General features: G+C 59.4%; 28 protein-coding genes. 7 read left to right on the top strand and 21 right to left on the bottom strand.

The window, feature by feature from the left end; translation table 11 throughout:
• Positions 1 to 223 precede the first annotated feature (223 nt).
• Positions 224 to 1,828, top strand: a complete 1,605-nt coding sequence (gene aceB, locus BTUS_RS05060; protein ID WP_041303752.1) for a malate synthase A — start codon at positions 224 to 226, stop codon at positions 1,826 to 1,828.
• Positions 1,829 to 1,873: 45 nt separating this feature from the next.
• Positions 1,874 to 3,151, top strand: coding sequence for an isocitrate lyase (gene aceA, locus BTUS_RS05055; protein WP_013075032.1), 1,278 nt, complete (start codon positions 1,874 to 1,876; stop codon positions 3,149 to 3,151).
• 22 nt (positions 3,152 to 3,173) lie between these two features.
• Here the strand turns inward: aceA and BTUS_RS05050 are convergent, their stop codons facing one another.
• The gene (locus BTUS_RS05050) at positions 3,174 to 4,181 is read right to left on the bottom strand and encodes a LysR family transcriptional regulator (RefSeq protein ID WP_013075031.1); all 1,008 of its coding nucleotides are present in this window, start codon (positions 4,179 to 4,181) and stop codon (positions 3,174 to 3,176) included.
• 233 nt (positions 4,182 to 4,414) lie between these two features.
• On the opposite strand from BTUS_RS05050, the gene BTUS_RS05045 reads away from it, so the two are divergent.
• The 3 genes from BTUS_RS05045 to BTUS_RS05035 all read left to right on the top strand — a co-directional run bounded on the left by BTUS_RS05045 (position 4,415) and on the right by BTUS_RS05035 (position 7,540).
• Positions 4,415 to 5,683 (top strand): ArnT family glycosyltransferase, encoded by a 1,269-nt coding sequence (locus BTUS_RS05045; RefSeq protein ID WP_013075030.1) that lies wholly within the window; start codon positions 4,415 to 4,417, stop codon positions 5,681 to 5,683.
• Positions 5,684 to 5,850: 167 nt separating this feature from the next.
• Positions 5,851 to 6,912, top strand: a complete 1,062-nt coding sequence (locus tag BTUS_RS05040) for a YeiH family protein (RefSeq protein ID WP_013075029.1) — start codon at positions 5,851 to 5,853, stop codon at positions 6,910 to 6,912.
• Positions 6,913 to 6,991: 79 nt separating this feature from the next.
• Positions 6,992 to 7,540 carry an O-acetyl-ADP-ribose deacetylase gene (locus tag BTUS_RS05035; RefSeq protein ID WP_013075028.1) on the top strand — a complete coding sequence of 183 codons (549 nt, stop codon included), beginning with the start codon at positions 6,992 to 6,994 and terminating at the stop codon, positions 7,538 to 7,540.
• Positions 7,541 to 7,556: 16 nt separating this feature from the next.
• Here BTUS_RS05035 and BTUS_RS05030 read toward each other — a convergent pair whose 3' ends face one another.
• The 8 genes from BTUS_RS05030 to BTUS_RS04995 all read right to left on the bottom strand — a co-directional run bounded on the left by BTUS_RS05030 (position 7,557) and on the right by BTUS_RS04995 (position 14,849).
• Entirely contained in the window at positions 7,557 to 8,390 is an 834-nt protein-coding gene (locus BTUS_RS05030) for a dienelactone hydrolase family protein (protein ID WP_013075027.1), read from the bottom strand.
• Positions 8,387 to 9,046, bottom strand: coding sequence for an MBL fold metallo-hydrolase (locus BTUS_RS05025; RefSeq protein ID WP_013075026.1), 660 nt, complete (start codon positions 9,044 to 9,046; stop codon positions 8,387 to 8,389). The genes BTUS_RS05030 and BTUS_RS05025 overlap by 4 nt, the downstream gene beginning before the upstream one ends.
• A gap of 32 nt (positions 9,047 to 9,078) precedes the next feature.
• Positions 9,079 to 9,522: a D-aminoacyl-tRNA deacylase gene (gene dtd / locus BTUS_RS05020; protein WP_013075025.1), complete on the bottom strand. Its 444-nt coding sequence runs from the start codon at positions 9,520 to 9,522 to the stop codon at positions 9,079 to 9,081.
• Positions 9,522 to 11,741, bottom strand: a complete 2,220-nt coding sequence (locus BTUS_RS05015) for a RelA/SpoT family protein (protein ID WP_013075024.1) — start codon at positions 11,739 to 11,741, stop codon at positions 9,522 to 9,524. Before BTUS_RS05015 ends, dtd begins: the two co-directional genes overlap by 1 nt.
• Positions 11,716 to 12,228 (bottom strand): adenine phosphoribosyltransferase, encoded by a 513-nt coding sequence (locus BTUS_RS05010; RefSeq protein WP_013075023.1) that lies wholly within the window; start codon positions 12,226 to 12,228, stop codon positions 11,716 to 11,718. Before BTUS_RS05010 ends, BTUS_RS05015 begins: the two co-directional genes overlap by 26 nt.
• A 116-nt stretch (positions 12,229 to 12,344) precedes the next feature.
• Positions 12,345 to 13,241 (bottom strand): protein translocase subunit SecF, encoded by an 897-nt coding sequence (secF, locus tag BTUS_RS05005; RefSeq protein ID WP_041303750.1) that lies wholly within the window; start codon positions 13,239 to 13,241, stop codon positions 12,345 to 12,347.
• Positions 13,238 to 14,482: a protein translocase subunit SecD gene (gene secD, locus BTUS_RS05000; RefSeq protein WP_041303748.1), complete on the bottom strand. Its 1,245-nt coding sequence runs from the start codon at positions 14,480 to 14,482 to the stop codon at positions 13,238 to 13,240. Before secD ends, secF begins: the two co-directional genes overlap by 4 nt.
• A 103-nt stretch (positions 14,483 to 14,585) precedes the next feature.
• On the bottom strand, positions 14,586 to 14,849 hold the full coding sequence (locus tag BTUS_RS04995) for a post-transcriptional regulator (protein ID WP_245543370.1): 264 nt from the start codon (positions 14,847 to 14,849) through the stop codon (positions 14,586 to 14,588).
• Between the two features lie 142 nt (positions 14,850 to 14,991).
• On the opposite strand from BTUS_RS04995, the gene spoVB reads away from it, so the two are divergent.
• Positions 14,992 to 16,551 (top strand): stage V sporulation protein B, encoded by a 1,560-nt coding sequence (spoVB, locus tag BTUS_RS04990; protein WP_013075021.1) that lies wholly within the window; start codon positions 14,992 to 14,994, stop codon positions 16,549 to 16,551.
• Here spoVB and BTUS_RS17380 read toward each other — a convergent pair.
• A complete protein-coding gene (locus BTUS_RS17380) occupies positions 16,438 to 17,262 on the bottom strand; it encodes a DUF421 domain-containing protein (protein ID WP_013075020.1) in 825 nt (274 codons plus the stop codon). The two genes, spoVB and BTUS_RS17380, sit on opposite strands and share 114 nt — an antisense overlap.
• 269 nt (positions 17,263 to 17,531) lie before the next feature.
• On the opposite strand from BTUS_RS17380, the gene BTUS_RS16700 reads away from it, so the two are divergent.
• Positions 17,532 to 17,933: a TIGR04086 family membrane protein gene (locus BTUS_RS16700; RefSeq protein WP_013075019.1), complete on the top strand. Its 402-nt coding sequence runs from the start codon at positions 17,532 to 17,534 to the stop codon at positions 17,931 to 17,933.
• A 106-nt stretch (positions 17,934 to 18,039) separates the two neighbouring features.
• Here the strand turns inward: BTUS_RS16700 and yajC are convergent, their stop codons facing one another.
• The 11 genes from yajC to BTUS_RS04930 form a co-directional block, all read right to left on the bottom strand.
• Positions 18,040 to 18,309, bottom strand: coding sequence for a preprotein translocase subunit YajC (gene yajC / locus BTUS_RS04980; protein WP_013075018.1), 270 nt, complete (start codon positions 18,307 to 18,309; stop codon positions 18,040 to 18,042).
• A 3-nt stretch (positions 18,310 to 18,312) separates the two neighbouring features.
• Entirely contained in the window at positions 18,313 to 19,455 is a 1,143-nt protein-coding gene (tgt, locus tag BTUS_RS04975) for a tRNA guanosine(34) transglycosylase Tgt (RefSeq protein ID WP_013075017.1), read from the bottom strand.
• Positions 19,456 to 19,530: 75 nt separating this feature from the next.
• Positions 19,531 to 20,571, bottom strand: coding sequence for a tRNA preQ1(34) S-adenosylmethionine ribosyltransferase-isomerase QueA (queA, locus tag BTUS_RS04970; protein ID WP_013075016.1), 1,041 nt, complete (start codon positions 20,569 to 20,571; stop codon positions 19,531 to 19,533).
• 102 nt (positions 20,572 to 20,673) lie between these two features.
• Positions 20,674 to 21,492: an anti-sigma factor domain-containing protein gene (locus tag BTUS_RS04965; RefSeq protein WP_013075015.1), complete on the bottom strand. Its 819-nt coding sequence runs from the start codon at positions 21,490 to 21,492 to the stop codon at positions 20,674 to 20,676.
• Between the two features lie 19 nt (positions 21,493 to 21,511).
• Positions 21,512 to 22,252 carry an RNA polymerase sigma factor SigI gene (sigI, locus tag BTUS_RS04960; RefSeq protein WP_013075014.1) on the bottom strand — a complete coding sequence of 247 codons (741 nt, stop codon included), beginning with the start codon at positions 22,250 to 22,252 and terminating at the stop codon, positions 21,512 to 21,514.
• Between the two features lie 60 nt (positions 22,253 to 22,312).
• Positions 22,313 to 22,537 carry a DUF2905 domain-containing protein gene (locus BTUS_RS04955; protein ID WP_013075013.1) on the bottom strand — a complete coding sequence of 75 codons (225 nt, stop codon included), beginning with the start codon at positions 22,535 to 22,537 and terminating at the stop codon, positions 22,313 to 22,315.
• Positions 22,538 to 22,541: 4 nt separating this feature from the next.
• Positions 22,542 to 23,564: a Holliday junction branch migration DNA helicase RuvB gene (gene ruvB / locus BTUS_RS04950; RefSeq protein ID WP_013075012.1), complete on the bottom strand. Its 1,023-nt coding sequence runs from the start codon at positions 23,562 to 23,564 to the stop codon at positions 22,542 to 22,544.
• A gap of 22 nt (positions 23,565 to 23,586) precedes the next feature.
• Complete coding sequence (ruvA, locus tag BTUS_RS04945; RefSeq protein WP_013075011.1) at positions 23,587 to 24,183, bottom strand: Holliday junction branch migration protein RuvA; 597 nt, start codon at positions 24,181 to 24,183, stop codon at positions 23,587 to 23,589.
• Positions 24,140 to 24,679, bottom strand: coding sequence for a crossover junction endodeoxyribonuclease RuvC (gene ruvC, locus BTUS_RS04940; RefSeq protein WP_013075010.1), 540 nt, complete (start codon positions 24,677 to 24,679; stop codon positions 24,140 to 24,142). The genes ruvA and ruvC overlap by 44 nt, the downstream gene beginning before the upstream one ends.
• A 45-nt stretch (positions 24,680 to 24,724) precedes the next feature.
• Positions 24,725 to 25,273, bottom strand: coding sequence for a BofC C-terminal domain-containing protein (locus tag BTUS_RS04935; protein WP_013075009.1), 549 nt, complete (start codon positions 25,271 to 25,273; stop codon positions 24,725 to 24,727).
• A 100-nt stretch (positions 25,274 to 25,373) separates the two neighbouring features.
• A complete protein-coding gene (locus tag BTUS_RS04930) occupies positions 25,374 to 26,117 on the bottom strand; it encodes a YebC/PmpR family DNA-binding transcriptional regulator (protein ID WP_013075008.1) in 744 nt (247 codons plus the stop codon).
• Positions 26,118 to 26,135: the final 18 nt, after the last annotated feature.

The following is a 26,135-nucleotide window of genomic DNA, read 5'->3' as shown; positions in this document are numbered from 1 at the left end:
TTTTTTTGCGCTCACCTCTTGGCAGATCGGTCACCTGTGTTATAATAGACGCGTAAATTGATCCTGTGTTATACTTCAGATGCCGCCGGACCCGTATTCGGGCCTTGGCTGGGAAGAACCACCGGGGGTGAGGCCCGGCCGCAGGAGGAGGACTGTGCCCCTCCTGTACTATAACAGTTATTTCCTTCGATGTGTGTATCAACATACGAAAAGGAGGGACACCATGCCAGAAACCATCGCGTACCCTGCGGGCGTCCAGGTCACCGCACCCGTTGATGAATCCTATCGGGAAATCCTGACCCCCGGAGCGTTGGAGTTCGTCGCCGATCTCCACCGTCAATTCAACGGTCGGCGCCAGGCACTCCTGGCCGAAAGACAGAAGCGCCAAGCGGCCATCGACGGCGGTCAGATGCCGGATTTTCCGGCTGAGACCGCGGAACTTCGCCAGGCGGATTGGACGGTGGCACCGATCCCGGCCGACCTTCTGGACCGCCGGGTGGAGATCACCGGCCCGGCCGGAGACCGGAAGATGGTCATCAACGCCCTGAACTCCGGCGCCAAAACCTTTATGGCGGATTTTGAAGACGCCAACTCCCCCACGTGGGAAAACACCGTCGGGGGTCAGATCAATCTCCGGGATGCCGTGCGCCGGACGATCCGGTACGTCAGCCCGGAAGGCAAGCGGTACGAGCTGAAGGATCGAACGGCAGTCCTGATCGTCCGGCCCCGGGGTTGGCACCTGCCGGAGAAGCACGTTTTGGTCGATGGCGAACCGATCTCCGGCGCCCTGTTTGATTTCGGCCTGTACTTTTTTCACAATGTCCGGGAGTTGCTGGAGCGGGGGACGGGGCCGTACTTTTACCTTCCCAAAATGGAAAGTCGCTTCGAGGCCCGGCTGTGGAACGATGTGTTCAACGTGGCCCAAGATCGCCTGGGGATTCCCCGGGGCACCATCAAAGCCACGGTGTTGATCGAGACGATCCTCGCGGCCTTCGAGATGGACGAGATCCTGTATGAACTCCGGGATCACGCCGCTGGACTCAATTGCGGCCGGTGGGACTACATCTTTAGCTTCATCAAACGCTTTCGGAACCGACCTGAGGTGATTCTGCCGGACCGCGGCTTGGTGACCATGACCGCACCTTTCATGCGGGCTTATACGCAGTTGACGATTAAGACCTGTCACCGTCGCGGGGCAATGGCCATCGGGGGGATGGCGGCGCAAATCCCGGTCAAAAACGATCCGGCCGCCAACGAAGAGGCCTTCGCCAAGGTGCGGGCGGACAAGGAGCGGGAAGCGACAGATGGCCACGATGGGACCTGGGTGGCCCATCCCGGGCTGGTGCCTGTGGCTATGGAAGTCTTTGACCGGTTGATGCCCACGCCGAACCAACTGGATCGCAAGCGGGAAGACGTACACGTTTCGGCGGCCGACCTCATCCGGGTACCCGAGGGGCCGATCACCGAGCAGGGCCTGCGCACCAACATCAGTGTGGGGATTCAATATATCGAAGCCTGGCTGCGGGGATCCGGAGCCGTGCCGATTTTCAACTTGATGGAAGACGCGGCCACGGCGGAGATCTCCCGGGCCCAGGTCTGGCAGTGGATCCGCCACCCCCGCGGGGTGCTGGAGGACGGAAGAAAGGTCACGGTGGAGTTGTTCCGACAAGTCTTGGACGAGGAGTTAAACAAGATCAAGGCGGAGCTGGGAGAAGACCGATTCGCCGGCGGGCGGTACTCGGAAGCCGCCGAACTGTTCAGCCGCTTGACCACCAGCGATTCCTTCGCCGAATTTTTGACTTTGCCCGGGTACGAGTTGATCGATTGACTGACCGGAGCAGGAATATTTTCATAAAGGAAAGGATGTTCGCCGATGATCGACAAACAAGAAGCGGAAGCGTTAGAGCGCAGTTGGGAAACAGATCCCCGTTGGAAAGGGATCGTTCGGACCTATTCGGCGGAAGATGTGCTACGGCTTAGGGGCTCGATTCGAATCGAGCACACCCTGGCGCGGATGGGAGCCGAGCGCCTGTGGCATCTGCTCCATACGGAGCCTTACGTCCCCGCCCTGGGGGCTTTGACCGGGAATCAAGCGGTGCAACAGGTCAAAGCCGGACTCAAGGCGATCTACCTGAGCGGCTGGCAGGTGGCGGCGGACGCCAATCTCGCCGGACAGATGTATCCGGATCAGAGCCTGTACCCCGCCAACAGCGTTCCCCACGTGGTAAAACGGATCAACCAGGCTCTGCAACGGGCGGATCAGATCCACCACATGGAGGGCAAAGATGATATCTACTGGTTTGCCCCCATTGTGGCCGACGCCGAGGCGGGATTCGGGGGGCCGCTGAACGTTTATGAGCTGATGAAAGCGATGATCGAAGCGGGAGCGGCGGGCGTCCACTTTGAAGATCAATTGGCCGCCGAGAAAAAGTGCGGCCACATGGGAGGCAAGGTCCTGATCCCCGCTTCCCAGGCTATCCGGAATTTGACCGCGGCCCGGTTGGCGGCGGACGTGATGGGGGTGCCGACGATCTTGGTGGCCCGGACCGACGCGTTGGCGGCCACCATGATCACCAGCGACATCGACCCGCGGGATCAAGGATTTATCACCGGCGAACGCACCTCCGAAGGATTCTACAGGGTGCGCAACGGGCTGGAGGCGGCCATCGCCCGGGGGCTCGCCTATGCTCCGTACGCGGACATGATCTGGTGCGAAACCTCGGAGCCGAATCTCGAAGAGGCGCGCCTGTTCGCCGAAGCGATTCATGCGAAATTCCCGGGCAAGTTGTTGGCTTACAATTGTTCGCCGTCCTTCAACTGGAAGCGGAAACTGGACGACGCCGCCATCGCCGACTTCCAGAAGAAGTTGGGACAGATGGGATACAAGTTCCAATTCGTCACCCTGGCTGGTTTCCACGCCCTCAATTTCAGCATGTTCGACCTGGCGCGGCAATACAAAGAGCGCGGGATGGCCGCCTACGCCGAGCTGCAACAGCGGGAATTCGCCAGCGAAGTGTACGGGTACACGGCGACCAAACACCAGCGCGAGGTCGGAGCGGGATATTTTGACGAGGTGAGCATGGTCATCTCCGGGGGGACCTCCTCCACCACGGCGCTCACCGGTTCCACCGAAGAGGAGCAGTTCGTCTAGAATCTCCCTGGCCACAAAACTTTCACCCGCCCTGGCCATCATTCGGCCCAGGGCGGGTTTCCCTCTCGATGCCGGCGCGTTTTGTGATGGGCGTGCATCCACCCTCCGGAATCCCCTTCTCCCATCGGCTGGTGCCAAATCGACGAATGGTCTCCGATTCCTCCCGCAAAACGGCAATAAAATGATCCACGGCCCGGATGTGATAACGGGCGCGATGGAGCACGACAGAGAACGTACGAAAAATCGGAAACTCGTGCAGTCGCAGGGTTTTTAAGGTCCCCAAGCGGATTTCTTTGACGACGGTCCACGTGGAAAGCAAGGAAACTCCGAGGCCGGCCTCCACCGATTCTTTGATGATTTGCGTGCTCCCGAGTTCCATGAGCGCCGCGGGAACAAGTCCCGTTGCCGAGAACAATTTATCGGCCGCTTCCCGGGTTCCGGAGCCGTGCTCACGCAGAATCCACCTTTCCCCCGCCAACTCCTCCGGCGTCGCTTCAGCACGGCCGGCCAACCGATGGCCGGCGGGAATGACGACGCGAAGCTCGTCTTCAAAAAGGGGCAACACCTCTAGATCTGAGTGATGCAGCCCCCCTTCCACGATCCCCACATCCTGTTCTCGCCGCACAATGGCTTCGGCCACTTGAGAGGTATTCTCGATGGTGATCGCCACGGACACCTTGGGGTAGCGCCTACAGAATTGGGCCAGAATCCGGGGAAGGACATACTCTCCAAAGGTATAGCTCGCCCCGATGGCGAGATGGCCCCCTTCCCCTTGCACCAGGTCGTCCATAATCAGGCCGAGTTCCCGATAAGACTCGAGGATCTCTTCGGCCCGATCCAGGAGAATTTCCCCAGCCCGGGTCAATCGCACGGTCCGGTTGGTGCGTTCCAAGAGCTTGACGCCAAACCTCTGTTCAAGAGCTTGGATCTGCAGGCTGACAGCTGGTTGAGTCATGTGAAGGGCTTCGGCGGCCCGGGAAAAATTGCGAGTCTTGGCCACGGTCGCGAAGATGAGCAGAGAATGGTCCATGGGAGACGCCTCCAACCCGTGATAAGTTCCTGCAATACCTTCAACATTAGCGGGATTGATTCGGCTTATCCATACGCCGGGGGGGTAGGAATGGCAGGGGGTTTCTGACGATTTACCGAAATTCTTGAGGAAAAGCGGTATCCTTAGGTACAATTCCGCGACAAACTCGACTACAATTCAAATCAGTGTGTGAGATCGGCAACCCGACTTCGATCGGCGGGAGGGATCAATCGGTGATTCGATGGCCGCGATGGATCGGATGGGTCATTCTGCTGGCGTTTGTCCTGCGAATCGCCGCCTTGATGATGTATGGTTTGAACCTCACGCTCCACAGCGACGATCAAGGGTACGTGCACAGTGCGATCCGACTCCTGCAAACTGGCACCTTGACCTACCGGGGCCCCTCCGAACCCGCGCGATTCGAACTCGACCCGACGGTGAAAATCATGCCGGGACAGCCATTTTTGTTAGCCGCGATCTTCTGGTTGTTCGGAACGGGAACCGTCGGTGTGTATGCTGCTAAAATCGCCACGATCCTCATCGGCCTGGCCGGGATCTATGGGATTTATTTGCTGGGGCGGTATTGTTTCGGCGAGGCGGCGGGTTTGATGGCGGCGCTCTTGTTGGCCGTCTCGGTTGAGCAGATTTTAACGGATAATTTGTTGTTAACGGAAACTCCATTTATGACGAGTCTGGTCTATTTGGTATACTTTTCGGTAAAGCTGGCGTCTGAACGCAAACCGGTGTATTTCTATGCCCTGTTGTTCTTTTATCTTGTTGCGCTTTTCTTCAAAGCCACGATCGCCCTGTATCCGCTGGTGTTGTTCGTGTATCTGCTGTTCAAAAGATACCCTTTTCCGTTAATGATCCGCCAGGCGGCCATGGCGCTGATCGCGATTCTTGTCGTTCTCGGGCCGTGGTGGGTGCGCAATTATGTCCATTATCATCAGTTTATCCCCCTGACCGCCGGCGATGGGAATCCCCTGTTAATGGGGACGTATCAGGGCGTGGGGTACCCAAACCGCGAGCCCTTGTCCACCCTGTTTCAGCGTCTTCAGACCGAATATCCGAACGCCGACTCTTTCACGTGGATGCAGATCCAAAAAAAAGTCGCCATGGATCGACTGCGGGAGTGGTGGCAAAGCAGCCCGGGGTCTCTCCTGTACAGCTACCTGGTTCGCAAACCGATCATCCTGTGGGGTGGAACGTTTTACTGGATCGAGATTTTCAAAATCAGCCCGGGGATCGTAGTGGTCCTCCACCATTTGGCGGTGGTGGCCGGGGCAGCAGGCGGAGTGCTTTATCTTTTGCTCAGCTGGCGCAATCGTGGGGATATGCTTTTCATCGCCATGGTGCTCGGGTATTTTACAATTGTGTACAGCGTCTACTTTGTATTTGGCCGCTACAATGTCGCCGAGATGCCCTTTGTGTATCTCGGCATCGGGGCCGGGATTGTTGCCGTCTGGAGGCGGATGCAGGGCACCGAGAAGAGGCGGAGGTAGCGCGGCAGGTTTGGGAGCTGGGATGATGTTGGCCCGGCTCCCGTTCATTTTTTTATTATAATAATCTAAGTATATCACTCGAATAAAAATGATTCATTTTACTTATTTAACGTTGTCACGTATTCTGGAGGTCGATCGAAACTTCAGCGCGAACGGGGGGTATGAACGTGGACGAAGCAAAGCCGATGGCCGTGGATCACGAGACCGAAGCGAATCCGCCCAGGACATTTTACCGGGGCCTACTCAGGTCTTTCCACCCGACGGGACGGTTTGTCGGGGGCGTGCTTTTCACCTTTGCTGTGGCGGCGGCAGGCACAGCCCTCGCGGAACTGCCGGGACTGGGGCGTCTCGGGCCGATGGTCTTGGCGATCCTTCTGGCGGTCGTGTACCGGCAGGTGGCAGGATACCCCGTGTTTTTGGTCAGCGGTATCCAGTTCTCTTCAAAGGTTTTGCTGCGAGTGGCCATTATTTTATACGGGTTTCGGGTGAACATCGCCATGATCGCCCACCAAGGATGGCACATGATCCTGCAAGACCTCGCGAGTGTGGTCCTGGCCATCGCCCTGACCGCTCTTTTTGCCCACTGGTTTCACGCAGATCGCCGTCTGTCCTTTCTGCTTGGGATCGGGACGGGGGTTTGCGGGGCGGCGGCCATCGCCGCTGTGGCTCCACTGTTGAAATCCCGGGACGAAGATACGGCAGCCGGGGTGGGGCTTGTGGCTTTGATTGGAACGGTGTTTACCATCGCATATACGGTGATTCGCCCATGGCTGCCCATCAGCGACCTCCAGTACGGCCTTTGGGCCGGTTCCAGTTTGCACGAGATCGCCCATGTGGCCGCGGCCGCGGCACCCGCGGGGCAGAGCGTTCTTGCGGAGGCGATTCTGGCCAAACTCGGGCGAGTGGCGCTCCTGGTGCCCTTGTCCCTGATACTGCTCGGGTGGCTGAGCCGCCGGGGCAGATCGACCGACCGGGCGGCGTTTACTTTTCCGTGGTTTCTCCTCGGTTTTGTCGCCACGAGCGTGATCACCACCTACGTGCCTTTGACGCCTTCGTTTTTGAACGCCGTGTCCACCGTGGCTTCCTGGCTTCTCACCGCAGCGATGGTGGGATTGGGTCTGAATGTGGAGTTGCGGCAACTGCTCGGACGGGCGGCCCGGCCCCTGGGCGCAATGCTCATGGCTTCGGTGGTACTGTCCTTTACCGCCTACTGGTTGAGCGTGTTATAATTTGAGAAGAATGAGGGCATCGTCCGCCTGGGTCGATGGGCCCAGGTCCAGATTTGTTGAAAGGGGCGGGGATCAAGCGATGTGGATTCGGTCGCTGGGAGATCGCCTGATTCGGTTACACCAAGGGGATATCACGAAGCTAGACGTTGATGCCATTGTCAATGCCGCCAATTCCACGCTGCTCGGCGGAGGCGGTGTGGACGGGGCCATCCACCGGGCTGCGGGGCCGGAGTTGCTCGAGGAGTGCCGAACACTCAAGGGATGCCCCACCGGCCAGGCGAAGATCACGAAGGGGTATCGCCTCCCGGCCGCCCATGTCATCCACACGGTGGGGCCGATTTGGCGAGGGGGTTCCGCTGGAGAGGCTGAACTTTTACGATCGTGTTATGTAAACTCTTTGTCCCTCGCCGATGCCCACGGTCTGAAGAGTATCGCCTTTCCCGCCATCAGCACGGGGGTCTATGGGTATCCAAAAGAAGAAGCGTCCACCATTGCCATCGGCACGGTGGCCGACCTCCTGCCCCACACAACGAGTGTCAGGGAAGTGGTGTTTGTTTTGTATTCCGCGGCGGACTACAGGCTATATGAGCGAAAAGCCGCCCAGATATTGCACCGGGAGAGGCGGTGAGCCTCTTCCCGCCACCTCAGCCACGTTTCCCCCACAGCACCTTGCGGAAGAACTCCAGTGTCCGCACCCACGCGTCCATGGCCGCCTCGACGTGGTACGCACCCCGGGTGTCGTTGAAAAAGGCGTGCTTCGCACCCGGGTACACGTGCGCTTCCCAGGCTTTCCCATTTCGCTCCATGGCCTCGCTAAAGTCGGGAACCTGACCGGTGATCCCCGGATCCAGCTCGGCAAAAAAGCCGATTAACGGACACCGGATGCCCTTGGCCGTCTCGGCATCCGGAAGCCGCCCGTAATTCACCACGGCTCCGGCCAGGTCCTGCCGCCGGGCGGCCAACCGGGCTGACAGCGCACCGCCCATACAATACCCCACGGAACCCACGGGTTTTCCCCGAGACGCTTCCAGCCCGGCAAGATGGGAAACCAAACCGTCGAGGATCTCCACGTAAGTCTCCATGTTCGCAGCCATCCCGCCAAACAGCGCCTGGAGCGTTTCGGCGATTTCTGTCCGGGACGGCTCGGGCAGCCGCCCCAGCGCCTCGTCCCGTTTCTCCGGGCTTCCCCAAGCCTCGGGGGGAAGCGTATCGAGGAACGCTTTGACCGCCTCGATCCGCTCCTCGCTCATCGCCGGGGGACGCGCGCCGTCGGCGGCGTAAAGGTCTGGCGCCACCGCCAGATACCCGGCCTTGGCGAACCGTTCGGTCATATCCCGGATGTGGCCGTCCACACCCCAGATCTCCTGAATAACCACCACCACAGGCAGCGGCAAGGTCGCCCGTTCGAGCCATACGGCGTACCCCCGCCGCCGAGCACCGGCCGCCGACCATTCGATCCACTCCGTATGTAAACTCACCGCAATCCCTCCTCATCCTGTAAAAATGGATTGAATCTGCGCTCATCGCCAATCGTGGAATCCTCTTCGTGGCCCGGATAGATCACCGTATCATCCTCGTAAGGCAGGAGCGCCCTTCGGATCGAGGCCAGCAGGGTCTCGTAGCTGCCTCCGGGAAAATCTGTCCGACCGATGGAACCGGCAAACAGCGTATCCCCGGTAAAAACGACCCTCGGGTGAATGAAGGCCCCCTGGGGCGCGATGTCCAAACAGACTCCCCCCGGCGTGTGGCCCGGGGTGTGGAGGACCTTGACCATCAATCCTCCCACCTCCAGAACGTCACCATCTTTTAAGCGGTGGTCCGCAGGCCGACAGATCACCGGTCGGCCCATGAACGCCGACAGGTTTCTGGCGGGGTCTGTGAGCATCTCGGCATCCGCCTCGTGGACGTACACCGGCGCCCCGGTGCGCTCCCGGAGCGCTTCCAGGCCCGCGAGATGATCCGCGTGGCCGTGGGTGAGAAGAATAGCCCGAACCACCAGCCCTTGTTTTTGTAAGTAGTCCTCGATGGGTTCGAGGGGCCCTCCGGGGTCGATCACCACTGCGCCACCGTCCTCCCCGGACACGATATAGCAGTTTGTGCCCATCTCATTAATCACCAGTCGCTCGACCCGCACTTCCCTTCCTCCTTTTCTGGCAGCCGAAACATTCAGACCCTGCTGTCCAGCCATAACGTCACAGGGCCATCGTTTACCAACTCCACGTCCATGTGGGCTCCGAAAACGCCCGTCTCCACTCTCACTCCCTTCTCCCGGAGGTGGGCGTTCACCCGCTCATACAGAGGCAGGGCTGTCTCCGCCGGCGCGGCCCCTGTAAAATCTGGCCGCCGCCCTTTCCGGCAATCCCCGAGGAGCGTAAACTGCGACACCGTCAGGACCGCGCCCCCCACATCCAGCACCGACCGCCCCATCTTCCCCGCTTCGTCCGGAAAAATCCGCAGACCCGCCAACTTCTCCGCCAGCCAAACCGCGTCCCCCTCCCCATCCTCCCGGGAGACGCCAATGAGCACCAAGAGTCCCCGGCCAATGCGGGCCACCCTTTCGCCTTCCACCCGCACCTCGGCCCGGGATACGCGCTGTACCACCGCCCGCATTACTGAACCACCCGTCGCACCGTATAGATGTCTCGGATCCGCTTAATCTTTTCGATCACCGTATGCAGGTGATCGACATTCCTGATATTGAGGCTCAGGTGAATGATTGCCATCTTGTGCTGATCCGCCCTTCCGTTCACCGCCGTAATATCGGTCTTGGTCTCCGCCACGGCGTTCATCACATCGTTAATGAGACCACACCGGTCGAGCCCCGTCACCTCAATCTCGACATTGTAGGAAATCTCCGGAGAACTTTCCCAGGACACGTCGATCAGGCGACCCTCGGACTGGGACAGCTGTTTCAAATTCGGACAGTTTGCCCGGTGGACCGACACGCCCCGCCCCCGGGTGACATATCCCACAATTTCATCACCCGGAACCGGGTTACAACACCGGGCAAACCGCACCAGTAGGTTATCCACCCCTTTTACCCGGATGCCCGAACTTGACTTATCCCCCTTGCGCTCCCGGGCATCCCCGGGCACGGTCGCTGGAGCAACTCGCTCGTCCCGGCGCAGCCGCTCCAACACCCGCCCCACCGCCTGCTGGGCCCCCACGGCGCCGTATCCCACGGCCGCCCACAGATCTTCGGCCTTGCTGTAATGGAGTTTCTCCCCAGTTTCTTGCCATACCGCTTCGGGAACGTCGGCCCACTCGATCCCGTGTTTTTTCAACTCCCGGTCCAGGAGTTCTTTTCCTTTGCCGACATTCTCCTCTCGGTGTTCTTTTTTGAACCACTGGCGGATGCGGCTCTTCGCCTGGGATGATTTTACAATTTTAAGCCAATCCCGACTGGGGCCGTAACTGTGTTTGGAGGTCAATATCTCCACAATGTCCCCGGTTTTCAACTGATAATCCAAGGGCACAATGCGGCCGTTCACCCGGGCGCCCACACACCGGTTTCCGATATCCGTGTGGATCCGGTAGGCAAAATCGATGGGCACCGATCCCGTGGGCAGGGCCACCACATCCCCTTTGGGGGTGAAGACAAACACTTCATCGGAGAAGAGATCGACCTTCAACGTCTCCATAAAATCCTGGGCATCGCGAAAATCTTGTTGCCATTCGAGAATCTCCCGAAACCAAGCGAGTTTCTGCTGAAAGGAAGGATCGGAGGTCCGTCCGCCTTGCTTGTAGAGCCAGTGGGCGGCGATCCCATACTCCGCGGTGCGGTGCATCTCCCAGGTGCGGATCTGGATCTCCAGGGGCTCTCCTTGGGGGCCGATGACAGTGGTGTGGAGGCTTTGGTACATGTTGGGTTTTGGCATCGCAATGTAATCCTTGAACCGGCCCGGCAAAGGGCGCCACAGGGTGTGCACAACACCCAGAATCGCATAACAGTCTTTAATGTTGTCGACAATCACCCGAACAGCCAATAAGTCGTAAATTTCACCAAACTGCTTGTTCTGGTTGACCATCTTTCGATATACACTGTAGATGTGTTTCGGCCGGCCGGAAATGTCCGCTTTAATGTTCAGCTCAACGAACTTTTCTCTTAACGTGTCGATGACCTTTTGGATGTACGCCTCCCGCTCCCGGCGCTTCTTGGTCATCAAATTGGCGATGCGGTAGTATTGCTGAGGATTCAGGTAGCGCAGCGCAAGGTCTTCCAGTTCCCACTGAATCCGGGAGATACCCAGCCTGTGGGCAAGGGGTGCAAAGATCTCCAACGTCTCTTTCGCGATCCGCATCTGCTTCTGTTCGGGGACGTGGCGAAGGGTCCGCATGTTATGAAGCCGGTCCGCCAGTTTAATCAGAATCACCCGGATATCTTTGGCCATGGCCAGAAGCATCTTGCGCAGGTTCTCCGCCTGCTGCTCCTCCCGGGTGGCGTACTGAATGCGGCGCAGCTTTGTCACGCCATCCACCAAGGCCACCACTTCCGGCCCGAACCGCTTCCCGATCTCCTCCAACGTCACCGGCGTATCTTCGACCACATCATGTAACAGTGCAGCGGTCAACGTCGTGCCATCGAGATGGAGGTCGGCCAGAATCTCCGTTACAGCGATGGGGTGGAGAATATAATCTTCTCCAGAGCTGCGTTTTTGGCCCGCGTGCGCCGCTTTGGCCAGGGTATAGGCCTCGCGCAGGCGTAGAATCTCCCCGTCCTCGGCATAGCCGCGCACTTTCTCGCAAAGAAGATCGAACGCCCGCTCTGCCGGATCCGGTTTTCTCGGGGCCGTTTCGGCCGACTCAATACTGGACAAGTGATAGGACATCGTAGCCGGCGAGTTTCGCCCGTCCCTCCAACTCGGTCAATTCGATAAGAAAAACACAGCCGACCACCGCCGCCCCCAACTGCTCCACCAACCGAATCGTCGAGCGAATGGTGCCGCCGGTGGCCAGAAGATCATCTGCCACCAACACCCGCTGCCCCGGCCGCAACGCATCTTTGTGAATATCCAGGCGATCACTTCCGTATTCCAAATCATACACCACGGAAACTGTCTCCGCAGGCAACTTGCCCGCTTTGCGCACCGGAACAAAACCCAATCCCATGGCGTATGCCACGGGGGCGCCGATGACGAATCCCCGGGCCTCGGGACCCACGACGATATCGGGCGCCAAGGGCCGGGCCAAGGAAACCAACGAGTCGATGGCGGCCCGGTATGCCCGTCCATCCTTTAACAGAGGCGTGATGTCTTTAAACGACACCCCCGGTTGTGGGAAATCGGGGATGACCCGAATGTGCGACTGAAAATCCATCGTCGGAAAACGCCTCCATATATGAATATGTTCATTATAGTACGTTGGTCGTCCCCACCGCAAGCGTCAGTCCTCCATCATCCCCGAGGGAGGGGGCACTGACTTCCCCGGCCGGTTCATTTGGCCGCCGTCCGCCGCAGTTCCCGGCCCCGCCACGCTACCCAGAGGGGACTCGCAATAAAAATCGAAGAGTAGGCCCCGCTGATGAGACCGATGAGCAGAGCTAGTGAGAAATTGTGAATGGACGCGCTTCCGAACAAAAACAGGCTCAAAGCGGCGATCACCACCGTGAGCACGGTATAGATCGACCGGCGCATCGTCTGCCACAAACTTTGATCCACCAGGTGCTCCAGGTCTTCGATGGTCTTGATTTTGGCGTTTTTCAAGTTGTCCCGGATTCGGTCGAAGATCACGATGGTGTCGTTGATCGAGTACCCCACGATGGTCAGGACCGCCGCGATAAAAGGCAAATCGATCTCCCGACGCAAAAGGGCGAAGAGCGAAATCACAATAAAAGCGTCGTGGAGAAGGGCCACCACCCCCGTCACGCCAAAGCGAAATTCAAACCGAATCGCCACATAAACCAAGATGCCAAGGGATGCCAGCCCGATCCCGTACATCGCATTGCGGCTCAACTCCCGGGCAACCAGGGGTTCCACGCTGTCGATGCCGATCTTGGCCTGGGGATACTGTTTTTGAATCGCCGCCGTGAGTTGAGGCTCTTTCGCCGGATCCAGGCGATCCTTGAGACGCACCACCGCCGTCTCCCCCCGGGCCCCGGCCGACGTCACGTCGGCCGCCGAAACGGACAGGCCCTGGTTCTGGAAAAGATGAACGATATCCTGGGTTTCCCACCCCGGGCCCAGGTCCATCTGAACTCGACTTCCGGCGCGAAAATCTGTGCCGAGATTGAACCCGAACAGAAGGATCACCACAATCCCCAGCACCGTAATTAAAAGCGAAAATGCAAAGTACCATTTTCGGTGGCGAGTGATGGGAAACAGAACCTTCACCGCGCCTCGCCCCCTTCCTTCAGCCCGTACCATCCCGGCCGGTGCAGCCAGTTGGCTGTAACCACCAGATGCAAGAGCCAGCGGCTTAAAAACACAGCCGTCAACATGCTGATGATGATGCTCACCACCAAGGCCACGGCGAAGCCGCGAATCGAGCCCGTTCCGAAGAAATACAGCACTATCCCCGCAATCACCGTGGTGATGTTGGAGTCGAGAATCGTCCCCAGGGATTTGCGCGTCCCGGTAACAAAAGCCGATATGAGAGACTTCCCACTGGTAAACTCGTCCCGGATCCGCTCATAGGTAATGATGTTGGCATCCACCGCCATGCCCACCCCGAGCACCAGGGCCGCCAAACCGGGCAGCGTCAGCGTGACCTTGAGCCCCGCAAAAACCACGATGATCAAGTACATGTAAGCGACCAAAGAAATCACCGCGATCACGCCGGGGATTCGGTACATAATGATCATGAACAGGAAAATCGCCGCCACCGCAATTCCCGCCGCGATCATCGTTTGATGAAGGGCGGCCTGTCCCAACGTCGCCCCCACCGCCGTGGAGCTGAGCTCCTTCAATGGGTAAGGCAGCGCGCCCGCATTCAGCAAATTCGCCAGGCGAATCGCGTCATCCGGGGTCTTTTCTCCTTCAATCACCGCATGGCCATCTGGGATGACTGTCCTTATCTGGGGAGCGCTGATCACCTGGCCGTCGAGCACAATCGCGAGGGGCTGGCCCAGGTATTTTTGCGTAATATCCCGGAACTTGGCCGGATCCCGGAATTCCACCGCCACCAGCGGCGCGTTGGTCTGGGGATCGGCTTCGTATTTGGCATTACTTTTGAGATCTTTTCCCGTCAAGAGAACCGTGCCGTCCGGAGCCCTGAACTCCAACACCGCCGGCTTGCCCAACATTTTCCTGGCGTTTTCCTGATCGGATACACCGGCAAGCTGTACCCGAATGCGGTCGGTCCCTTCCACCTGGATCGACGGTTCCGCCACCCCCAGCGCATTGATGCGCCGGTCCAACGCCGCCACCGTCGCCTTGACGGCATCCTGGTCAACCTTTTGGCCGGGGGGCGGGACAATTTGATACAAAACATCAAAACCGCCCCGCAGGTCGAGACCCAGAACGATCCGGTGAATCACCTTCGGGGTCGTCCATCCCGCCAGGGCGCCAAAAAGAATGATGAACAAAAAAAATAACGCAATCCGTTTCCATACAGGTTTTGCTGAACGGCTCATGACGTTCCTCCTCGACTGCTCGGCCATATTCTCATAGTAGCAACAACTTCCTTTCCCTGTCAAACCGCGGGTTCCACCGCGCCGCGCCCAAGCGGCGGTCTATCTATTCGCCTTTCATCGCCTTCACCATGGCCCAATCCATATACTGGGTGGGTTTAAGAGAAAGAATGTCGTTGACGATCCGATGAAGGGCCGGAAGACCGTCTTTGTACCGGGAAGAGACACACTGCCAGATTTCCTGCCCCGTGACATTATCGTAACCGAGCACCGCAAATTCCCTTGCCTTGCTGTGGCACAACTCCTCAATGCTCCGGGTCAACTCCTCGGGTGACATCATCGGCCATTCCTCCGGCGCAAGCATCGGCATCGCCTCCCCCACCACCAGTAATTCGCGGCCGAGATCTGAATTCCTTCCGAAGGGACCCTTTCCTTGAACCCGGGTCCGGGACTATTCCCGGACAAACCCGCATAGGGTGAAAAAGGGACTGGCCTGAGGAGGGAGGATGGGGATGGGAGCTGGGCAATTCTTTCGAGGGGCCTTGATCTTGACCGTGGCCGCTCTGATCACCCGAGTGATGGGCTTTGTTTACCGATTCTTTCTCGCCAACCTCATTCACGATCAGGGCATGGGCCTCTTTCAGACCGTGTCCCCGTTGCTGAGCTTTGTGCTGACGTTGACAACCCTCAGCTTGTCCACAGCCGTCTCCAAGTGCGTGGCCGAAGCAGCGGCGACCGAGGATACCGGGTTTATTCAGCGGGTGCTGCTCATCTCCTTCGGTGTGGTGACCGGCTTGTCCGCCGCCGGCACCCTGGCCCTTCTGGCGGCCGCCCCCTGGCTCGCCAGGACCATTTTTCACAATCCCGACATCTATCCCTTGCTCGTGGCCATGCTCCCCCTGATTCCCATCATCAGCATCGCCTCGGTGGTACGCGGGTACCTTCAGGGACTGCAACATATGAACCCTTTGGCCGTCTCCGTCATTCTTGAACAGACGATTCGCATCGGCAGCGTCTATTGGCTCATCGGTTTTGCCCTGCCCCACGGTCTGCCCTACGCTGTGGCCGCGGCGATGGTTGGGTCGGTTTTGGGAGAACTTGCCGGTCTGCTTTTTTTGCTCTGGCGGGCTCGCCCGCTGACTCCCACCGGAACTTGGGCCGTTTGGCGCCACGTGAACGGCCGGCGAAGTTCCACCCGATCTGCCGTCCGAGCTCTCCAGAGCATCGCCATCCCCGTAACCGCCAGCCGACTGTTGGGATCTTTCGCCTATGCCCTGGAACCCGTCTTCGTGCACCGCTCGTTGATCATCGCGGGGATGACTGCTTCGATGGCCACCGCCTTTTACGGACAATATGCGGGCATGGCCGCGCCTCTGATCCTCCTGCCCACCGTGGTGACCTACTCGCTGTCCACGGCCCTGGTCCCCGCCGTGTCCGAAGCGGCGGCGGAACAGCGAACGGGCCTCATCCGGCGCCGCCTTTCTCAGGCGTTGCGCATCTCGGCCATCATCGGCTTTCCCACATCCGCCTGGCTCTATTTATTTGCCGAACCCTTGTCCGAAGGACTGTACCACAACGCCTCGGTGGCCGTCATCGTCAAACAGCTCGCTCCGGTGGGATTTCTGTTGTACCTCCAGGCCCCCCTCGCCAGCATTTTACAGGGGCTGGACCGGGCAGATCTCGCCATGCGCAATTCCATCGCGGGATCCGTCCTGCGCCTCGGGCTCATCTGGTGGCTCGCCTCCCAGAGCGCCTACCATATTCTGGGTGTTCTGTGGGCGGTGGTGGCATCGATCTGCTTCACCACCCTCCTCCACAGTGTTTCCTTGGGAAGACTGATCGGATTTCCCATACCGGCCATGGACCTGGTCAAAATCGCCCTGGCCACTTTTGGAACCTACGCCTGGATGAGTTATGTGACGCTGTGGACCCAGTCCCCCTGGGCTGAGATCTTGCTCTCAGCCACCCTGGGTGCCGCGGTCTACACCGCTTTGCTCATGCTGCTTGGCGTCGTACACCCGAACAGCCTGGTTCGTTTGATCCGCGCCATCCCCCGGGGCCCCACCGCCTAAACCCGGTCCGCCCCGGGCACCCGCCGTCCCGGCGGCGCTGTCCTTGGGATCCACATACCACCCGCCCCGGCTGTCGATGTGGGCGTAAAAGATTCTCCTCACGTCCGGGTATCCCCTCGCGGCCAGTTCTTGCTTCAGCCACCCGGAGTCCCGGCCCAGCCGGGCCAAACCCGGAGAGTAAGGTTCACCGTCCAACACCAGGATCACCGGCAGGGCTCCGGTTTGCCCGCCCATCCCGAGATCCTCACGATTGACCGGCTGCCGCCCCTCCTTCAGCCACACAGACAGCTTCCCGGACGGCTCCATCAGGGCCAACTCCACGTCGTCCACCCGGAAAATGCCCTTTTCCCGCAACTGCATCATCAGATCATCGAGGTTATAACGAAGGCGGCCCATCGCCCTTTCCTGCAAATGGCCGCCTTCAATCACCGCCACCGGGCGGCCGTCGATCAACCGTCGAAACCAAGAACTTCGGAGTGAAAGTTGAGAAACGGCCAACTGCAGGCCGGCCAAAAGAGCGATGGTTGCCACGGCGTGCCACAGCCGCGCCCCGCGGGGGTCTTCGAGTGCAATGGCGGACAATTCCGCAATCATAATCGAGACCACCAGATCAAAGATGGACAGCTTGCCAATCTCCCGACGGCCCATAATGCGCATCACGATAAGGACAAACAGATAAACAAAAACTGTGCGCCCGATCCACAACCCCATGAATCTCCCTCCCGCCGGTCCCTAAAAACGGGAGCCGAACCGGCGAACCATCCTCTCTGCGAAATGCCCGGGAGCGTCCAATGTTCGAATTCTGTCTCAACCGCTTCATGTCCCGCGGTTCGGCTTTATCCAGCCTTGCCCCGGCCCGCATCTTCCATACCTGAACCCCCATCCCGGCACATATTTCGGCCCTGCCGTCTCATATACATGTACCGGTTTCGGACATCCGCGCCTTCGGTACCCAACCGGGCCATCGGGAGGAATGAAAAATGGCCGATTTTTCGGGATCCGCGCCCTCTCCATCTCGTCCATCCGCGGTCGCTGTCTTATACGGGCTGATCGTGAGCCTGTGCACCGCCTTGGTGGGCATCCTGATCGTGGCGTCCGCCCTGAGTTGGACCCCGCTGTCAGAGCGTTCGCTGCCCTATCTCGCCTTTACGATTCACGTTCTGGCCGTCTTGGCCGGAGCCCTGTGGGCCGCCCGCATGGCCGGGGAGCGGGGATGGTACTACGGGACCATCACCGGCCTCGGCTACGCCCTGACGGTGACGATCCTCGCCCTGACCTCCGCGGAGGTCACCTGGAGCCCCGCGGCGTTCATTCAGGGCGTGCTCCTCGTGGTCATCGGAACGTTCGGAGGCGTCATCGGGGTCAACCTGAAACGGGAATAACGGCGGAAGGGCGGCCATCGGGCAAGCCGACTTCCCACCGGCCGGATTTCGTCTGCGGAACGGGTCGGGCCCCACCTGCCCGATGAACTCACGCCTTCCTGTAGGTTCAACTGTCCTTTATGACACTGGATATCGCACTGCGCTCGAACACGATCTTCGTCGTTTCGGCTACCCGGAGGGTCACTTGATCGTCCGTTAAATCCACCACGGTCCCGTGAATCCCTCCAATGGTAACCACCTTATCGCCTTTTTGCAACTTAGATAACATGGCCTGGCGTTCTTTCTGCCTTTTTTGCTGGGGGCGAATCAGGAGAAAGTAGAAAATCGCAAACATCACAATGATCGACAGGATTCCCGAGTAATTTTGCCATTGCATAGGTCATCGGCCTCCTTCGGCGTCTTCCGATTTCCGGATTTCAAATGTCCGGTAAAACGCGCTTCTGAACTCGGCGAAGCGATCCTCTTCAATCGCCCGCCGAATGTCTTGCATGAGGTGCACCAAAAAATACAGATTGTGATAAGTGGTCAGCCTCAGACCGAGAATCTCGTCGGCTTTTAACAAATGCCGTATGTATGCCCGGGTGAAATGTCGGCAGGTGTAACAGGAACATTCGGGATCCAGCGGCCGGTAATCCCGGGCGTAGGCCCCGTTTCGGACCACCAGTTTTCCCCGCCGGGTCCACACCGTCCCGTTCCGGGCAATCCGGGTCGGGAGGACGCAGTCGAACATGTCCACACCCCGCCGGACCCCCTCAATGAGGTCCTCCGGCGCCCCCACTCCCATCAGATAGCGAGGTTTGTCCACCGGAAGAAGCTCAGTCGTGTACTCCAGGACATCGTACATCTTCTCCTTCGGCTCGCCGACACTCAGCCCCCCCACCGCATACCCGGGAAAGTCCATCTCCGCCAAAGACTCGACGGCATGACGGCGGAGATCGAGTTCCATCCCCCCTTGGACAATCCCAAACAGCCCCTGGTCTTCGGGCCGCCGGTGAGCCGCTTGGCACCGCCTGGCCCAGCGCAACGTCCGCTCCAGGGATTCTTCGACGTAAGACCTTTCGGCAGGATAGGGCGGGCACTCATCGAAAGCCATGATCACATCCGCCCCCAGAGCATTCTGTACTTCGGTGGCCCGTTCGGGCGACAGGAAAAAGGTCTCCCCGCTGAGGTGGGAGCGGAATGTCACGCCCTCTTCGCTGATCCGGCGCAAAGGCGACAGGCTAAAAACCTGAAACCCCCCACTGTCTGTCAGAACCGATTTCGGCCAGGCCATGAAGCGGTGAAGCCCGCCCGCCTCCCGAATGAGATCGTGGCCAGGGCGCAAAAACAGGTGATACGTATTGCTCAGGATCATCTCGACCCCAATATCCAGAAGTTCATGGGGACTCATGGTTTTCACGCTGGCCTGGGTGCCGACAGGCATAAAAACGGGGGTTTCTACCGAGCCGTGCCGAGTGTACAGCCGCCCCCGGCGCGCCCGGGAGGAGGGATCTGTTTTGATGAGATGGAATTGTACTGCCATGAATCGACTCCTTTTCTTCGGAGACCCATCGGCCCGCTCTTTCCACCCTTTCATTATACACAGGAGCTAAACGTATTACGATTCGGTTGTGATCAACATGGCGTCCCCGAAGGAAAAAAATCGATACCCTTTTTCGATGGCCTCCTGGTATGCGCCCAGGATCTGTTCCCGCCCCGCCAAGGCGCTGACCAGCATCAACAACGTGGATTTGGGCAGGTGAAAATTGGTGATCAGGCGGTCCACCACGCGAAAAGAAAATCCGGGGTAAATGAAGAGATCCGTCCACCCTTCCCGGGGCCCCCAACCCCGGAGCGCCGCACTTTCCAGAGCCCGGCACACCGTGGTCCCAACGGCCCAGATGCGCCCACCCCGCTCCCTCACCCGGGACACCAACTCCGCCGTCTCAGAAGGGATTCGAAAATATTCCGCGTGCATGTGGTGCTCCTCCACCCGGGCAACCTGGACCGGCCGGAAGGTACCGAGGCCGACGTGGAGGGTGATGGTGCCGACCTCCATGCCCCTGTCCCTCAACTGTTCCAGCAGCTCCTCGGTAAAATGAAGACCCGCCGTGGGCGCCGCCACCGACCCCGGAACCCGGGCGTACACCGTTTGATACCGTCCGGAATCCGCCCTCCGCTCTTTGATGTAAGGAGGCAGAGGCATCTCTCCCAGGCGCTTTAGCAAATCCTCCCAATCCCCGGTATACCGGAAACGGACCAAGCGGCCGCCTTCCTCCGTCGTATCCAAGACCTCCGCTTCCAGCGCTCCATCGCCGAATACAAGCCGATGCCCGGGATGCACGCGACGCCCGGGTTTGACCAGCACCCGCCATAGATCCGGATCCTGTTCCGGATCGTCCCGGCGCAACAGCAAACACTCCACCTGACCGCCACCGCCTGCTTTCACACCGAGGAGACGGGCGGGGATCACCCGGGTGTCGTTGAGGATGAGGGCATCTCCGGGCACCGCGTAATCCACCAGATCCCGAAAGTGCCGGTGTTCCATCCTCCCCGAATCCCTGTACAACACCAACAGCCGGGACGCCGTCCGGTCTGCCGACGGCACCTGGGCGATTCGGTCGGGCGGGAGGTCGTAATCAAAATCCTCGACCCGCAACGCTTTTCTTTCACCTCCAAGGCATTTGCGCTAACCATACCACGGCCGGAACCCCTTCGCAAGGGACGGGCCGCCGGAAGAATGCTCTTCGGCGGCCCTGGCTTAAAACCGCTGATCCCGATGGGACCCCTGTTCTTGAATCTGCTGTAACAAACCCGTTAACTCTCGATAATTGCTAAATAATGCGGTCAGGGACTGGCTTCGAAACTCCTCGAGATTGACGGCCATGCCCCGTTCCTTCGCCATCGCATACAGATAGTACCGCCCCGGCGACATCCCCTGGACCAAGGCTTTTTTCCGAATCTCCTCCGGCACTTGAAGGGCATCCACATGAACGAGATCGAGATCTTTTTTTACCGCATTGGCGACAGCGTAGGCCACCTCTCGATTGAGTTGGTCCAGAGCCGCCCGGGCGGTGACGGCGGGAAGCCGATCCCCGGGGGTGGTGGCGATAAACACTTCTCCACCGTCTTGTATTCGCTGCTGGGCGACGGCGCGGTGCACCCAGGCGGCGACCGCCTCAGAGACGGGCAACCCCTTAAGCCCGCCGGGATCTACCGCCTGGCCGGAATGGCCAATGACCCGAAGATCCGTAACGTGACTGGACTGGTCTATTGCAAATTCCACCGCTTGATCACTGTCCACGGTCACATAGGCATACGCAGACGAAGGGATCTGGACATCTTGATACAATCGCCACCCGATCCCCGCCAAAAGTATCACGACGGCAGCCGCCGCCCATCCCCAGGTGCGGAGCATTTTCCAACGGCGGCTGTCACCCGCGTTCCACAACCGTTGCGGCGGGACCTCGGTCTCCTGGCCCACCGCCAACCCCGGACGATATGGCACCCGAACGAAGCGGCGATCCCGGGTGAGCACAATGGCCTCGCTCTCATCGGTCTTTATGACAATCCCTTTCACCGCGGACGCGCCCTCCCGCTCACGCAATGTACTCGCGAAGCAATTCAAAATCTCCAATCAAGACCAAGGCGATGGCGATGATGTACTTGCGCTGCCGTTCTAACGTCTTCCGACTGACCCCCACCTCGTCCACCAGTTCCTTGAGCGGGAGGGATTTTTTCCTGAGGAGGTACTCGGAAAAAGTCGGCCGGGAGGCAATGACTTTCGCCACCTGTATCGCATTCCACCGCGCATCCGCATGCTTCGGGGACAACTCCACCAGCTCTTCCAGGCTAATCCCAAACTCCGCCAGCCACGCACTGTACCGCTCGATCTCCTCTCGACGCGCAGCCTCAACCTGCGTCGCCTCGTAAACTTCCAGAGATTTTCGAATCTCTATCCTGTTGTACGGGTGGTCTTCCTCGTCCTCGGTTTCCAGTTCCGCCATCGGAATATCCCGAACCCGGTTCTCTCGGGATCGAAAGTAATCGATGAGCCGCCGTCGGATTACCGTATCGGCAAATCCCAGGAAGCTCGCACCCCGATTTCCATCGTACCGGTCGATGGCCTCGTTGAAAGCCGCCAAGGCAATACTGAACTCATCATCCTCGCCCCGGGAAATATACCGGCTGGATGCCCGAGAAGCACTTTTTGCCACAAAGGGGATATATTTTCTCAACAACTGGTCACGGACCCCGTCGTCTCCAGCCTTCGCTCTCGCCAAGAGATCGCCGAGGTCGCCCTCTTCCGCATTCCGCCTTCGGTGAAAGGGGAACACCATCACCCGTTCACCCCGTTTATATGAAAAGAATTCGCTTCCGCTCCCGCGTATCTGGGGGTTTTATTGCCGTCCCAACCAATTCCATAACCAGGCGAGAAGCGTTAGCACTGCGCTCAGGAGCAAACTGGTTACGATGGGAAAATAAAATGAAAAGCCCTCCTTGCGAATGACAATGTCCCCGGGCAGTCGCCCCAGGGGCAGCCATCGCCCGACAAACTGCCACAAAAGCCCCGCAACCACAAGGACCGCACCGATCGCGATCAGTGTTTTTGCGACGGGATGCACACTTCTACCCCCTCTGGCCCTTTCCGGCCGGTCCGCCTGCCAGGCACCGTCCCAGGTGCGCGCAGGCCCGCTCGGTCACCACCCGGCCCCGCGGTGTGCGCTGAATGAAACCAATCTGCAGCAAGTACGGCTCGTAGACATCTTCGATGGTGTCGGGTTCCTCGCCCAACGTGGCCGACAAGGTTTCAAGACCCACGGGGCCCCCGCCAAAATGATCGATCATCGTCAACAACAGTCGGTGATCCAACGCATCAAGCCCGGCGGAATCGACCTGAATCCGCTCCAGGGCGGCCGCCGCCACCTCCCGATCAATCTTGCCGTGACCGTCCACCTGGGCGAAATCTCGCACCCGTTTGAGCAGCCGGCCCGCCACCCGGGGAGTGCCCCGGGACCGCCGGGCGATCTCTTCAGCCCCCTCCGGTTCCAGGGGGACTTGGAGGATCTGGGCCGCCCGCCGAACAATGCGGCACAAATCCTCTTGGCTGTAATACTCCAGATGGCCCACGACCCCGAACCGATCCCTGAGGGGGGAAGACAGCAACCCCGCCCGGGTGGTGGCACCGATCAATGTAAAAGGCGGAAGATCTAAACGAATCGACCGGGCACTGGGCCCCTTGCCGATGATAAAATCAAGGGCATAATCTTCCATCGCCGGATAGAGAATCTCTTCCACCACCCGGGACAACCGATGGATCTCATCAATAAAAAGGACATCTCCCTCACTCAGGTTGGTGAGAATCGCCGCCAGATCTCCCGGCCTTTCAATCGCCGGCCCAGAAGTGGTGTGCATCTGGACACCGAGTTCATGGGCGATGATCCCGGCCAAAGTGGTTTTCCCCAATCCCGGTGGTCCGTACAACAGCACATGGTCCAGCGCCTCCCGGCGCATCTTGGCCGCGGTGATAAAAACTCGAAGGTTCTCTTTCACCTGATCTTGGCCGATATACTCGTTCAGGTTCCGAGGCCGCAGGGACTCAAGCTGCCCATCCTCCCCGGTATAATGTGCTGACACCATCCGCTCTTGCACGGTTCCGCCTCCCAACGCCCCCTCAACGATGCGCCAACTGAGACAACGCCAGGCGGATCATCTCTTCCGGTTCGCGGCCTTCTTTCCATTCCCGGCGCAACACAGGCATGATGGACTGGATTTCCCTCTCATTATAGCCAAGCGCCGACAGAGCCGCAACGACATCTTCCATCGGGCGCACCCCGGAACCTTCTCGTTCGGGACCGGCGGCATCCGGGACCAAACCACTCAGCCGGTCCCTCAGATCGACCACAAGCCGGTCCGCAGTTTTCCGCCCGACGCCGGAAAGCCCGCGCAAAAAAGCCATATCCTCCTCGACCACCGCCCGGCTCACGCGATCGATTCCCGCAGCCACCACGCCGAGAGCCACCTTGGGCCCTATCCCGGGCACGGTCTGCACGAGAACAAAAAAATCCCGCTCCCTGGGATCCGCGAAGCCGTACAGCGTCGGACCATCCTCCCGCCAAACTAACTGGGTGTGCAGAACCGCCTCTTGTCCGGGGTGCAGAGTGGCGGCCAGGGAGGGGGCCACATAGACTTTGTACCCGACGCCCTGGACATCCATCACCACATGATCAGGATTGACTCCGGCGATTTTCCCCCGCAGGAAAGCGATCATCCCCATTCCTCCCCCGAACCAGAGCCATGGTCGGCGCAGTGTGCAAGTGGCAAATGGCCACGGCCAGGGCGTCCGCCGCATCGTCCGGACGCGGCGGCGCCGGGAGGCCGAGCAGCATGGCCACCATGCGCTGAACCTGCCCTTTTTCCGCCGATCCGTATCCCGTCACAGCCTGTTTCACCTGCATCGGCGTATACTCCGCCACCGCCACCTCGGCCTGGCGAGCCGCGAGCAAGACCACTCCCCGGGCCTGCCCCACATGAAACGCTGTCGTTACATTCCGATAAAAAAACAATTGCTCCACCGCGACGACGTCAGGGTTGAGGTTTTGCAGCAGTTCCTGCATCTTCTCGTAGATTCTGACCAGTCGCTCCCCGATGGGTCCCGGCCGGGTCTCAACACACCCATAATCTTCTGTCCGCAGCCGATTCCCCTGTGATCGCACCAACCCGTACCCCATCCGGCCGATCCCCGGGTCGATTCCGAGCACGCGCACCCCTGCTTCTCTCCTCACCCCGCACTCCGCCCTCTCGCCTCATTTTCAGTGTAAATATTCTCCATACGTGTCCAAAATGGAGGCATAATCCTCGCGCCCATCCACCCGAACCCCGCGCCGCAAACTATCCAGGGCCCCTTTCGGCAACCCTTTAGCCGCCCTTTCCACGTTTAGCAGACCAAAATCTTTGACCACCTTCCCGGTTCCTGGCTGTCCGTCGCAGAGAACCAGATGGTTATCCTGGCGAAGGACAAAGTACAAGTGTCCCTTCACGTCAAGGGGGATATCGGACACCGAACGCCGAAACACCGGCAGATTGGACACCACCGTCAGCCCTCCGTCCAGCACCCAGCGCGCCCCGGGCGTGGCAAAAGCCGGCTCTGTCACGTCCGCCACCACCCCCTGGTGAATCCGCAACAGGCCGCCGGTGTACTCCGTGACAAAAAGGGCCTCCTGTTCCGGCGCAAATACGCCGAAAGTGGGAAGATACAGCGGCGAGGCCGCTTGGACGGAACCCGCAACAAAACCGACCGCCGCCAGCGCCGGGATGACCGCGGTGAACACCCGAATCAGAAACATTGGCGCATGAACCATGGGCGATTCCTCCCGCAAACCCGATTCATTCCCAGTATCGCCGCGGCCCCCCCGGTTTATCCGATCCCTGCCTCGTTGGGCACAGATCTAACACATATTTTCACATCAAGTCCTCGTCACTCAGATCCACATTGGAAAACACGTTTTGTACATCGTCGTGTTCTTCGAGGGCTTCGAGGAGATCCACCATCCGCTGGGCTTCGTCCCCTTCAAGGTTGACCGTGGTTTGTGGAACAAAGGTCACCTCGGCCCCTGCGATGGGCACTCCGGCTTTTTCCAGATTTTCACGCACTTCCCGGAGTTGCTCGGGTGCCACGGTGATCACGTAACGATCTTCCTCCGCTGTAAAATCTTCCGCCCCAGCTTCCAGGGCGGCCATCATGGCGTCGTCCTCCGAGCCCGGGAACCCCTCCCGGGAAATTTCGATGACTCCTTTGCGGTCGAACATCCAAGCCACACACCCACTCTCGCCGAGACTTCCGCCCCGTTTGGAAAAAATGTGCCGGATCTCGGCGGCCGTCCGGTTGCGGTTATCGGTGAGCAGCTGCACCATCACCGCGGCGCCACCCGGGCCATAGCCCTCGTAAAACATCTCCTCGTAATTGACACCTTCCACATTGCCCGCGGCCTTGTCAATGGTGCGCTGGATGCTGTCCATGGGCATATTGGCCGCCCGGGCCCGCTCGATCGCCGTCTTCAGGCGATAATTCGTCTCCGGGTTACTGCCGCCTTGTCGGGTCGCCGCATAAATTTCCCGGGACATTTTCGTAAACAACTGCCCCCGCACCGCATCCTGCTTGCCCTTTCGCCGCTGGATATTGTGCCATTTGGAATGTCCAGACATGCCGTCCCCTTCCTTTCA

It is taken from the genome of Kyrpidia tusciae DSM 2912, assembly GCF_000092905.1.
Classification (GTDB): Bacteria; Bacillota; Bacilli; order Kyrpidiales; family Kyrpidiaceae; genus Kyrpidia; species Kyrpidia tusciae.
Note: the sequence above shows the minus strand (reverse complement) of the source record. Positions and strands in the feature narration are given on the sequence as shown.